At 67.8% G+C, this 10,033-nt stretch carries 14 protein-coding genes and 1 pseudogene; 5 read left to right on the forward strand and 10 right to left on the reverse strand.

The features are described from left to right. A pseudogene (locus ACFWP5_RS50010) lies at positions 1 to 155 on the reverse strand (transcriptional regulator); the annotation flags it as partial. Between the two features lie 134 nt (positions 156 to 289). On the opposite strand from ACFWP5_RS50010, the gene ACFWP5_RS50015 reads away from it, so the two are divergent. Continuing rightward, entirely contained in the window at positions 290 to 505 is a 216-nt protein-coding gene (locus ACFWP5_RS50015) for a 4-oxalocrotonate tautomerase family protein (RefSeq protein ID WP_019070350.1), read from the forward strand. 4 nt (positions 506 to 509) lie between these two features. Here ACFWP5_RS50015 and ACFWP5_RS50020 read toward each other — a convergent pair whose 3' ends face one another. From ACFWP5_RS50020 to ACFWP5_RS50040, 5 genes are all read right to left on the reverse strand, one after another. Continuing rightward, the gene (locus ACFWP5_RS50020) at positions 510 to 800 is read right to left on the reverse strand and encodes a hypothetical protein (RefSeq protein ID WP_384173307.1); all 291 of its coding nucleotides are present in this window, start codon (positions 798 to 800) and stop codon (positions 510 to 512) included. 95 nt (positions 801 to 895) lie between these two features. Continuing rightward, positions 896 to 1,309 carry a hypothetical protein gene (locus ACFWP5_RS50025; protein ID WP_384173310.1) on the reverse strand — a complete coding sequence of 138 codons (414 nt, stop codon included), beginning with the start codon at positions 1,307 to 1,309 and terminating at the stop codon, positions 896 to 898. Further along, positions 1,306 to 1,569 carry a hypothetical protein gene (locus ACFWP5_RS50030; RefSeq protein WP_384173313.1) on the reverse strand — a complete coding sequence of 88 codons (264 nt, stop codon included), beginning with the start codon at positions 1,567 to 1,569 and terminating at the stop codon, positions 1,306 to 1,308. Before ACFWP5_RS50030 ends, ACFWP5_RS50025 begins: the two co-directional genes overlap by 4 nt. Before the next feature lie 122 nt (positions 1,570 to 1,691). Next, on the reverse strand, positions 1,692 to 2,495 hold the full coding sequence (locus ACFWP5_RS50035; RefSeq protein ID WP_384173316.1) for a hypothetical protein: 804 nt from the start codon (positions 2,493 to 2,495) through the stop codon (positions 1,692 to 1,694). 139 nt (positions 2,496 to 2,634) lie between these two features. Then, positions 2,635 to 3,030 carry a hypothetical protein gene (locus ACFWP5_RS50040; RefSeq protein ID WP_384173319.1) on the reverse strand — a complete coding sequence of 132 codons (396 nt, stop codon included), beginning with the start codon at positions 3,028 to 3,030 and terminating at the stop codon, positions 2,635 to 2,637. Positions 3,031 to 3,146: 116 nt separating this feature from the next. On the opposite strand from ACFWP5_RS50040, the gene ACFWP5_RS50045 reads away from it, so the two are divergent. From ACFWP5_RS50045 to ACFWP5_RS50055, 3 genes are all read left to right on the forward strand, one after another. Continuing rightward, positions 3,147 to 3,992 (forward strand): helix-turn-helix domain-containing protein, encoded by an 846-nt coding sequence (locus ACFWP5_RS50045; protein WP_384173322.1) that lies wholly within the window; start codon positions 3,147 to 3,149, stop codon positions 3,990 to 3,992. Continuing rightward, positions 3,989 to 4,240, forward strand: coding sequence for a DUF397 domain-containing protein (locus ACFWP5_RS50050; protein WP_384173325.1), 252 nt, complete (start codon positions 3,989 to 3,991; stop codon positions 4,238 to 4,240). Before ACFWP5_RS50045 ends, ACFWP5_RS50050 begins: the two co-directional genes overlap by 4 nt. A gap of 75 nt (positions 4,241 to 4,315) precedes the next feature. Beyond that, positions 4,316 to 4,921, forward strand: a complete 606-nt coding sequence (locus tag ACFWP5_RS50055; protein ID WP_384173328.1) for a hypothetical protein — start codon at positions 4,316 to 4,318, stop codon at positions 4,919 to 4,921. Between the two features lie 15 nt (positions 4,922 to 4,936). Here ACFWP5_RS50055 and ACFWP5_RS50060 read toward each other — a convergent pair whose 3' ends face one another. The 4 genes from ACFWP5_RS50060 to ACFWP5_RS50075 all read right to left on the reverse strand — a co-directional run bounded on the left by ACFWP5_RS50060 (position 4,937) and on the right by ACFWP5_RS50075 (position 8,831). Continuing rightward, positions 4,937 to 5,152, reverse strand: a complete 216-nt coding sequence (locus ACFWP5_RS50060; protein ID WP_384173331.1) for a hypothetical protein — start codon at positions 5,150 to 5,152, stop codon at positions 4,937 to 4,939. Then, positions 5,146 to 5,376, reverse strand: a complete 231-nt coding sequence (locus ACFWP5_RS50065) for a hypothetical protein (RefSeq protein WP_384173334.1) — start codon at positions 5,374 to 5,376, stop codon at positions 5,146 to 5,148. Before ACFWP5_RS50065 ends, ACFWP5_RS50060 begins: the two co-directional genes overlap by 7 nt. Positions 5,377 to 5,557: 181 nt before the next feature. After that, positions 5,558 to 7,384 carry a bifunctional metallophosphatase/5'-nucleotidase gene (locus ACFWP5_RS50070; RefSeq protein ID WP_384173337.1) on the reverse strand — a complete coding sequence of 609 codons (1,827 nt, stop codon included), beginning with the start codon at positions 7,382 to 7,384 and terminating at the stop codon, positions 5,558 to 5,560. Between the two features lie 163 nt (positions 7,385 to 7,547). Then, positions 7,548 to 8,831 carry an adenylosuccinate synthase gene (locus ACFWP5_RS50075; RefSeq protein WP_384173339.1) on the reverse strand — a complete coding sequence of 428 codons (1,284 nt, stop codon included), beginning with the start codon at positions 8,829 to 8,831 and terminating at the stop codon, positions 7,548 to 7,550. Positions 8,832 to 9,017: 186 nt separating this feature from the next. Between ACFWP5_RS50075 and ACFWP5_RS50080 the strand changes: the two genes are divergently transcribed. Next, positions 9,018 to 9,914: a diacylglycerol kinase gene (locus ACFWP5_RS50080; RefSeq protein ID WP_384173342.1), complete on the forward strand. Its 897-nt coding sequence runs from the start codon at positions 9,018 to 9,020 to the stop codon at positions 9,912 to 9,914. Positions 9,915 to 10,033: the final 119 nt, after the last annotated feature.

Consider the following 10,033-nt stretch of genomic DNA (forward strand, 5'->3'; position numbering starts at 1 on the left):
GTGTAGTAGTCGGCCGACAGGCCCGCCAGCTGCGCGACCTCCTCGCGCCGCAGACCGGGCACCCGGCGCCGGGGCCCGACGGGCAGCCCGACGTCGGCCGGCCGGACCCGATCACGCCGGGACCTGAGGAACGCCGCGAGCTCGGGAAGGTTCACCCGCTCATCGTCTCCTCTCCGGCGGCCCCGAGCCAGGGGCTGATGACCCCTGGGTGGGTTCAGCCCTGGCGAGGCAGGCAACGGGGACGGATGGTTGTCTCATCCCGCAAAGCACCACGAGGAAAGAGAGCACCATGCCTTTCGCGAACTTCAAGGTCCCCGCCGGCGCCCTCACCGCGGAGCAGAAGGAACAGATCATCACGCGCACCACCGACCTGTACGCCGAGATCTTCGGCGACGGCGCCCGCGCCACCACGCTCGTCCTGGTGGAAGAGGTCGCCGACGCCGGATGGGGCATCGGCGGCGGTGTCCTGACCCTGGCCAAGATCCAGGGGACGCCGCAGGAGTGAGCACCTAGCGGATCTTGGCGAGGCCGCTCGCGACGTCCTCCGCGTTCATCACCGGCGTGTAGGTCACCTCGGCACCCAGGTTGAGGAAGAGCGGCTCACTGATCGACGGGATGTCGGTCGGGTCCGCCAGGTCGAAGAACAGGAACGCGGTGCGCTTGCCGCCCTCCGCGGTGAAGTAGGCGGCCTCGGGCTTGATCTGCTCCACGGTCTCCTGAATCAACTTCCCGAGAGTCCCGTTCCGGATGGCCTCGTTCCCCTTCTCCGTGTCCATGGACGCTTTCAGCATCATGCGCATCGCAGTCACCTTCTCCGTGTCGACGTGCGCGGGTGGACGCATTCAGGATATGCCCGGATAAAGGGGGCGTCCCGGTGAGGGCGCCCCCTTCCCGTTCACCGCTGGTGCGGCAACCTGATCGTCCGCACGAGAGGCATGTCCGCGTACGCGTCCGGATCGACGGTCACGACATGCCGCCCGTCCGGCCAGTCGACCGTCGGCCGGGACAGATGGATCGCATGACCGAGCCGCCACTCCACCCCGTCGCGCAGCAGCGCACCCACGGTGGACGCCCCCGAGAAGTCCAACTCGACGATCTCTACGGCGGGCAGCGCGCCGACATGTTCGGCGAGCCCCTTGCGCATGCCGTCGGCGGCGGCCAGGCACAGCGCCGGAACGTAGACATGCCGGGTGGGCCCGTGCTCGGTGTTCGAGACGAACTGCGAGGCAAGCGAGTTCCCCGAGCCGAGCGCCAGCAGGGCGGACTCGTCGAAGACGACACCGGTCGAACCGGCCTTCGCCCCATTCACAGGCTGTCCACGGGCCGGCCGGCCTCAAGGTCCTGCCAGATCTTCTCCGCCCGGTCGTGATCCTCGTCGGTGAGCGTCACCCCGAAGTGCGTCTCGCAGTACGCCTTGGTCTCCTCGTACCGCTTCCGCAACTCCTCCTGCGTGGGCGTGGCCCCCGCCAGCTCGGCGATGAGATCGCGCATGGTCATCCCGCGCTCACGGGCGAGCACCATGAGGCGGTCACGGACAGCGGGGTCGACCTTGACGGTGGTGTCAGCCATGACGAAAGTATACTGCCGGTATACCGTCTCGGCCCTGTCGAGCAATGCGGTCATCGCATTCCTTCCGGTTGGGGTGACCCGGCTGTACGGGCGTGCGGCCGGGAGTCTGGGGGCGGGGGCGGTTACGCGAGCGCAGGGCGCCCCTGCAACAGGGCGCGGGCGAGTGCGCCTCCGCGCTGCGCGGCCTCGCGGTAGCCGGAGGCGCCGGGTTTGCGGGGTTCCACTCGGACAGTGGTGACCGGCGCGGAAGTGGGATCAGCCGGGCATTTCCTCCGTAGGCGGTTCTCGACGATGGCGCCGGGTGAGTACATCCGACGCGGCAGCCCGTCCGTCAGGGCCGCGCGCACCTGGACGCTCGTCGCACCCCGGTCCCACCACTCCTCTACCAACGGCGCGAGCCGCGCCGCATCGGCGACACCGAGCGTGAGCCGAGGCTCGGTCCGCCCCAACGAGCCGAGCAGCTTCGCGGCCAGCGCGGTGCGCTCGCTCAACTCGGCCTGAGGCGGCGGGGAGGGAGGTTCTTGTCCCCTGGTTTTTTCTCCCGAAGGGAGAGCGTCCGACGCTGCGAGGGCCGACTCGCCGGAGGCCAGGTTCTCGACTTTTTCTTCTTCACCCGCAGGCGGCTCGTCCTCGTACGGAGTGTCGAAAACCTCGTACACGGTGAAGAGTTGGCCGCTCTCCGGGTTCTTGCGCACCACGCGCCGCAGATACCGCGAATCCTCCAGCTCATGCAGGGCGGCGGCGATCCGCGACCGCCCCTCCTTGCGCTGATCGGCGAGCGTGCGGATCGTGACGCGGGCCTCGTTCGGGAGGCTCAATAGGTACGTCAGTACGCCGACCGCGCACCACGAGATGCTCCGGTCACGGAGAAGAGCGTTGGAGAAGACGGAAAAGGCGCGCGTGGGCGTCGTACGATGAATGCGCATCCGGAGTTGCTGCTCCTGGTGTCGAGCCCCCGGGTGTTAGCGCACCGCGGGGGCGTTCTTTGTTGGCGTGACTCTATGGGCACGCAAAGCGACGAACGCAAGCCGTAACCGGCTTTTCCTGGGCGGTAGTTGGCGTTCTTCACTCTTGAGGGTGAAGGGCCGTTCGTAGCAGCAGTGTGTGGACGAAGTGGTCCGGTGCTGTCGGGCGGTAGCGCCAAGTCAGGGGCCAGGTCTGGCCGTTGAGGGCCGGTACCGGGATGTACGACATGTGGTTCGGGCCGGCGGTGAGTCGGGTTACTCCGGGTGGCCAGGGGCGGTGGGACGTGCTGCCGGCCGGGACCAGGAAGTAGACGGCCCTGTTGCCCGTCGCTTCCTCTACGACCGGGCCCGGCGCCCCTCCTGTCATGCGGGCCAGGCGGTCCGCCAGGTCTCTGCCCTCGTCGCCGTCCACCCGTACCGCGTCGAACTGGACCCCTGCCTTGCGCAGTTGGATGCCGGTCGCGGGGATCCATTTCAGGTCACTTTGCGTATCCATGCGGATAGTTTCGGCGGGTCCGGCTAGCGTCTTCCATGACTCTGCGTCGACTGTCCGCGACGGTTGGGCACGGGCGCGGGGTGTTGGTGACCGGTTGAGTTCGGTTGAGTCCGGGGGTGACCGCGATGGCGCGGGCGGAGAACAAGTCGGAGGCCGGTGGTGCGGCGCATGTCGTCGCCGCCCTGGCGAAAGCACTGCGTGAGCAACAGAGGCTCACACAGACCGAGTTGGGCAAGCTGATCGGTTACACCGGTTCGGCGATCAGCGCGATGGAGACGTGCGCGCAGCCCGCGAGCGACGACATGCTCGTCAAGTTGGAGGAGACGGTCGGGGCCGGGCTCGGGGTCTTCGACAAGGCGCGCAAGTGGATGCTGCTGGAGAAGTACCCGGTCCGGTTCCGTGGGTTCGCGGAGATCGAGGCGGGGGCCGTCACACTCTCCTCGTACGCGACGCTGGTCGTCGACGGCCTGTTCCAGACCGAGGCCTACGCGCGGGCGTTGATCGGCGGCAGCTATCCGCCGGTGTCCGAGCAGAAGCGGGAAGAACTCGTCGAGGCTCGGCTGGCTCGCAGGAAACTCTTCGATCGGGACCCGGCCCCGATGATCGAGCTGATCCTCGAAGAGGGCGTGTTGCGACGGCCGTTCGGCAGCTGGGACGTACAGCGGGAGCAGTTGCGCTCGCTCGCCGAGGACGCGCGGCGGGACAATGTGTGTGTTCAGGTGCTGCCGATGGATCGTGGGCTGCGCGGAACGTACGCCGGCGACCGTGGCGCCATGAAGCTCGTGGTGACCAAGGACCACGAGCACGTCGTCTACATGGAGATCGAGGACCAGGGCATCCTGATCAGTGATCCGCCGGAGGTGTCCCAACTGACGCACCGCTATGCGAAGATCCGCGCACAGGCTCTGAGCCCCGACGACTCCCTGAGCCTCATCGAGCGGTTGACAGGAGAAGAGAGATGAGCGACACCCGCGCCTTGCGGTGGTTCAAGTCCAGCTACAGCGACGGCGGTGGCGGCGACTGCCTCGAAGTCGCCTTCGACTGGCGCAAGTCCTCGTACAGCGACGGCGGCGGCGGGAACTGCGTCGAGATAGCCACCTGCCCCCACACCATCCACATCCGCGACTCCAAGGAGCCGGAGCGTGGGGTCGTCACCGTTTCCGATGTGGCCTGGTGCGCCTTCCTCGCCACCCCCGACACCCTCCCCTAAAAAAGTGTGACACTTTCGGGGAAACCGACACACTTTTTTGGGACACCTACCTTCCCCCCGCGCCATGCTGCTCACATGAGCAGCTCGCAGCATGTCCAGGCTCCGCCCGGAATGGCCACCGTGTACCGCGCGACGCTGGACGCGCTGGCCATGCGTGGGCCCCGGCGCGTGGGCATCACCCACATCGCCAAGCTGGCCGACACCAACCGCCCGTTCTTCTACCGGAATTGGGCCACTCCTCACGTGTTGCTGCGCGATGTCACGTTGCAGGAACTGAAACGTGTGCTGCACCAGGCCCGGGAAGTACCCGGCCCGTTGCCGCCGCCGCGGTGTCAGGGGGTGCGCATCGTGGTGCGGGCGGCCCGGCTGTTGCGGGAGCATCCGGTCGTCGCGGCCATGGCACGGACCGAACCGGTGTTGACGTATGCCGCCGTCCTCCGTCCGGACACCGTGTGGCACCGGACGGCCTCGCACTGGCTGACCGAGCATGTGACCGGACATCTGCCCAGTGGCATCGAGCGGGACACGGCCACACTCGCCGTGCTCACCACGGCACTGCCGTACGCACTCATCCCGCCGGAGGAGTCGCCCGACCCCGCTGCTGAACGTGCCGCTGTCGACGGGCGGTTGAGCCAAGCCCTGCACGCCTGCCTCGGCCTGCCGCTCGCCTGCCCCGACTGACCGCGGGTCACTGATCTACAGGTCCTGGAAGAGCCAGAGGGACAACGTCAGCACCGCGATGCCGCGTACCGCGACCAGTGCCAGATTCGCACCGCGCAGTCCGGGGGCGAGGTCGGCGTACAGAGCGTTGCGGTGGGCCCACAGCAGGTACGTCCACCACACGGCGGACGTCACGGTGAGGAGTGACTCGGTCCAGAGTCCGACGAGTTCCTCGCGGAGCGGCTTCAGCACAGGCTCGTCCCTCCGGCGATCAGCATCAGGGTCCCGGCCGCGGCGCAGAAGAGCCGCCGCAGTACCACGGCCGTCCAAGTGACGTACCGCAGCCAGATGTTGCCCAGGTACAGCAGCACCCAGGTCACGAGCAGCGAAGCCCACCGCGCGTAGGCGACGTGCCGGTGGAGATCCTGGGCCGAGAAGTCGCACATGCCGTTCGACCCGTCGCCGTAGAGGCCCACGGCCGTGCCCGCCAGGTCAGCCCGGCGGCCGTACGTCGTACGACCGCCGGGGAAAACCGTCTTCGATGGGACATGGACGGAACATAGTGAATGTCCGGTGTGAAGGGGCCGTGAAGTTGATCATTCACAGCAACTCACAGAAATCCGCAGACGGTTGTCAGGAAGTGAACTCCTGGGACTCCTAGAAGACCGCCGTACCGGCCTGCGTCAGCTTCCAGTTGGCCGCCGCGAACGCCGCCGGGTCGATCGTGCCCTTCGCCGTGGCGTAGGCGATCATCAGGTCGCGGACCTGGTTGGTGGAGCTGTAGGCGGTCTCCGCGGCGGCGATGTGCGGGTAGCCGCTGCCGCCGTTGGCGCGGTAGTTGTTGACCGCGACGACGAAGACCTGGTCGTCGGCGACCGCCGTGCCGTTGTAGGTCAGGTTCTTGATGCGGGAGCCCTCGGCCTGCGCGATGTCGACGTCGTACGAGACACCGGCCGCCGTGTCGTACATGTAGTCCCAGAAGCTGTTGGCGTTCGTCAGCGTCGCGGTGTCCACCTTCGTACCTGCCGGCACCTGGTGGTAGTACTTCGCCGCGAACTCCAGGTAGTCCTTGAGCTGGGCGCCGGTGAGCTTCTTGCCGTACAGCGTGTTCTCGTAGACGTAGAGACCCGCGACGTCGCGGATCGTCACGTCGCCGGCCGGGATGGTGGCCGTACGGCTGAAGCACGCGGCCACCGAGATCAGCGGGAGCGCGGCGTCCGCCGTGGACAGGCCCGACTTCACCGCGTCCATCTGGACCTGGTGGATGAAGTCGATGGCGGGGACGTCCTTCCAACAGGCCTCCGTCGTCGACATGGCCTCCGTACAGGTGCCGATCGCCGTGTTGACGTACTTGACCACCAACTCGTGGTCGGCCGTGAGGAGTTCGGTGATCCTCTTGTCCTCCGCGACGGTGTTGCTGTTCAGCGTGGTCGCGGTGGTGCTGGTGATCTTCCAGCAGCCGCGCTCCAGTTCCAGCTCGAAGTCGAAGACCGAGAGGCGGTAGCCGTAGCAGTAGGGCTCGGAGAGGACGACGTCCTTGCCGGTCTCCTCGTTCTTCACGGTGTACGACGGGACCTCGACGTGCGTGTGGCCGACGAGGATGGCGTCGATGCCGGGGACCTGCTCGGCCACCAGGTTCGACGCGTTCTCCACGTAGGGGAGTTCGTCGCCCCACGACGTCGAGCCGTCCAGGCCCGAGTGGTCGGTGAGGAAGACGACGTCGCAGCCGAGCGCGCGCAGGCGGGGCACGTACTTCTTCGCCTGCTCGACCAGGCCGGTGAAGGTCATCTTCCCGGAGACGTTGTCCTTGTCCCACAGGGCGATGCCCGGGTTGGTGAGGCCGAGGATGCCGACCTTGATGTCGGGCGCCCCGGGCACCCGGATGTGCTTGACCGTGTAGGGCTCGAAGGCAGGCTTCAGCGTCTTCGCGTCCAGGGCGTTGGCACCGAGCAGCGGGAAGTGGCACTGCTTCTCGAAGGTGCGGACGACCTCGATGCCGTAGTTGAACTCGTGGTTGCCGAGGGCGGCGGCGTCGTAGCGCATCTCGTTCATGGCGATCGCCATGGGGTGCTTGGGGCCGCGCTTGCCGTTCTTGCCGGTGATCGGGTCGACGCTCGCGTAGTACGACGCGAGGGACGTGCCCTGGATGATGTCGCCCGCGTCGACGAGGAGCACCCGGCCCTCGCCCTTCTGTGCGCGCAGGTTCTTGACGAGGGTGGCGATACGGGCGATGCCGTACGTGTTGCCCTTGGAGTCGACCGGGGCCGCGTTGGTGTAGTAGTCCCAGTTGAAGACGTGGCTGTGCAGGTCGGTCGTGCCCAGGATGGAGAACGACCAGGTCTTGGGCGCCTTCGGCGGCTTCGCGGGGGTGTGCTCGGCGGCTTGCGCGCTCCCGGCTCCAACGGTTCCCGCGACGGCCACGGCAGCGCCGGTGACGGCTGACTTCTGCACGAACTCACGGCGATTCATGGGATTGACGGGCATTCGGGACTCCTGGAAGGGCGGAGAGGGCGGGTGTTGCGTGCGGGGCGCGGCGGGCTACCCGCGTAGATGCTGGCCCTCACCTGTTACCGGCGTAACCACGGACAGCCCAAGGGCCGGTCAAGGTTTCCCAAGACCGGCCCAAGTACCTCAATCAACCGCCGCTCTAGATGAACGAGTTGATCTCGATCGTCTCCGTGCGGCCCGGGCCGACACCGATCGCTGAGATCGGGGCGCCGGACATCTCCTCCAGTGCCTTGACGTACGCCTGCGCGTTCTTGGGGAGGTCCGCGAAGGTCTTGGCCTTCGTGATGTCCTCGCTCCAGCCGGGCAGGGTCTCGTAGATCGGCTTCGCGTGGTGGAAGTCGCTCTGCGAGTACGGGAGTTCCTCGACGCGCTTGCCGTCGATCTCGTACGCCACGCAGACCGGGATCTCCTCCCAGCCGGTGAGGACGTCGAGCTTGGTGAGGAAGAAGTCGGTCAGGCCGTTCACGCGGGTCGCGTAGCGGGCGATGACCGCGTCGAACCAGCCGCAGCGCCGGTCGCGGCCGGTGGTGACGCCCCGCTCGCCGCCGATGCGGCGCAGCGCGTCGCCGTCCGCGTCGAACAGCTCGGTCGGGAACGGGCCCGAGCCGACACGGGTCGTGTAGGCCTTCAGGATGCCGATGACCCGGCTGATCTTCGTCGGGCCGACACCGGCGCCGGTGCAGGCGCCGCCCGCGGTCGGGTTCGACGACGTCACGAAGGGATACGTGCCGTGGTCGATGTCCAGGAGCGTGCCCTGGCCGCCCTCGAAGAGGACGACCTTGTCCTCGTCGAGCGCCTTGTTGAGGATCAGGACGGTGTCGGCGACGTACGGCTTGAGCCGGTCCGCGTAGGCCAGCAGCTCCTCGACCACCTGGTCGACCGCGATCGCGCGGCGGTTGTAGAGCTTGGTGAGCATCTGGTTCTTGGCGTCGAGGGCCGCCTCGACCTTCTGGGTGAGGATCGACTCGTCGTAGAGGTCCTGGACCCGGATACCGACGCGGTTGATCTTGTCCGCGTAGGTCGGGCCGATGCCTCGGCCGGTGGTGCCGATCTTCCGCTTCCCGAGGAAGCGCTCGGTCACCTTGTCCACCGTCACGTTGTAGGGCGTGATGATGTGAGCGTTGCCGCTGATCAGGAGCTTGGACGTGTCGACGCCGCGCTCGTTCAGTCCGTTCAGCTCGGAGAACAGGACCGACGGGTCGATGACGACACCGTTGCCGATGACCGGCGTGCACTCCGGTGTGAGGATCCCGGAAGGGAGCAGGTGAAGGGCGTACTTCTGATCGCCCACGACTACCGTGTGGCCGGCGTTGTTGCCGCCCTGGTAGCGCACCACATAGTCGACGGACCCACCTAGCAGGTCCGTCGCCTTTCCCTTGCCTTCGTCACCCCACTGAGCACCGAGCAGCACAAGTGCGGGCACGCGCGTACACCCCTTCCGGGCGGGGCATGTCCAAGGTCAGGGGCGTACGCGGCACGTGTGTGCCTCGCACGCCGGCGACCCTCGTCGGTCGCGACCCGTCGGACCGGATGCCCCGGAATAGACGAAGCCCCTGGCGCAATAGCGCAAGGGGCTCTTGCACAAAGATGCTACCCGAGGAAGCGAGGCATGGCCGAGGTGGCGACTTTCGCGACTTCCGATCAGCTGCTGGTCGTCATCGATCCGGTCGCCCGGCGCGCCGACGCGGAGTCCGTCCGTATCGCGAAAGACGTGCTCAGCGCGGGTGCGGCGACGAAGGTGTGCCTGCCGGAGGGGCCCGAGGAATTCGCCCGCGTCCTGGCGCGGCGGGGTTCGCGCCGCCCGGTGGTGGTCGGCGACGACCGGGCGCTTCTGCGGGCGGTGTCCCTGCTGTACCGGCAGCGGGAACTGGCCGGATGTGCGCTGTCGATGGTGCCGGTGGGGGGCGCGCTGTCCCTGGCGGGCGCTCTGGGCGTCCCCACGGGGGCGGTCGCCGCGGCGCGCGCCGTGCTCGACGGGGTCGTACGGCGGATGGATCTGCTCGTGGACGACAGCGACGGGGTGGTGCTGGGCGCTTTGCGGATTCCGTCGCTCCCCTTGCGGGAGGCTCCGCCGGTGGGGGCGACGGCGGTGTGGTCCTCGTCCGGTTCCGATTCTGGTTCCGGGCACGCGTCGTGGCTGCGGACGTGTCAGTCGCTGGTACGGACGCTGGTGCCGGCCCGGCCGTCGCGAGAGCCGCTCGCCGGTCTGCCCCGGCCCGGGCCCGCCCGGCTGCGGGTCGAGGTGGACGGGGTGACGCTGGTGGATCTGGATCAGCCGGTGGAGGGCGTTTCGGTGACGCCGGGGGTCTCGGGGTTCGCCGAGGTGGAGGTGCGGCCGGTGTCGGTGGGGGCGGAGGCTTCGCCGTTGTACGCGCGAGGGCGGACGGTCACCGTGTCCGGGGCGGATTTTCGGTACCGGGCGGATGCGGTGGTCGGCGGGCCGGTGCGGACTCGGACGTGGGTGGTTCGTGAGGGGGCTTGGGGGCTTACGTTGCCGGTGAGGTGAGGTGGGGGTTTTCTCGCCCCCGCCGCCCCTAGCCACCGTGTTCATCTCGTCCAGCGGCGCGGTGAGCGAATGGGCCACGAACTGCGTTATCAGCAGTGTGGCGATCATCGAGAAGACCG

This window comes from Streptomyces sp. NPDC058469 (assembly GCF_042721125.1).
In the GTDB taxonomy this organism is placed as follows: Bacteria; Actinomycetota; Actinomycetes; order Streptomycetales; family Streptomycetaceae; genus Streptomyces.

Coding starts and splice junctions, on each gene's coding strand:
- ACFWP5_RS50070 (WP_384173337.1), bottom strand. CDS start 7,384: ATGCCCGTCAATCCCATGAATCGCCGTGAGTTCGTGCAGAAGTCAGCC.
- ACFWP5_RS50080 (WP_384173342.1), top strand. CDS start 9,018: ATGGCCGAGGTGGCGACTTTCGCGACTTCCGATCAGCTGCTGGTCGTC.
- ACFWP5_RS50055 (WP_384173328.1), top strand. CDS start 4,316: ATGAGCAGCTCGCAGCATGTCCAGGCTCCGCCCGGAATGGCCACCGTG.
- ACFWP5_RS50040 (WP_384173319.1), bottom strand. CDS start 3,030: ATGGATACGCAAAGTGACCTGAAATGGATCCCCGCGACCGGCATCCAA.
- ACFWP5_RS50050 (WP_384173325.1), top strand. CDS start 3,989: ATGAGCGACACCCGCGCCTTGCGGTGGTTCAAGTCCAGCTACAGCGAC.
- ACFWP5_RS50030 (WP_384173313.1), bottom strand. CDS start 1,569: ATGGCTGACACCACCGTCAAGGTCGACCCCGCTGTCCGTGACCGCCTC.
- ACFWP5_RS50020 (WP_384173307.1), bottom strand. CDS start 800: ATGCGCATGATGCTGAAAGCGTCCATGGACACGGAGAAGGGGAACGAG.
- ACFWP5_RS50035 (WP_384173316.1), bottom strand. CDS start 2,495: ATGCGCATTCATCGTACGACGCCCACGCGCGCCTTTTCCGTCTTCTCC.
- ACFWP5_RS50015 (WP_019070350.1), top strand. CDS start 290: ATGCCTTTCGCGAACTTCAAGGTCCCCGCCGGCGCCCTCACCGCGGAG.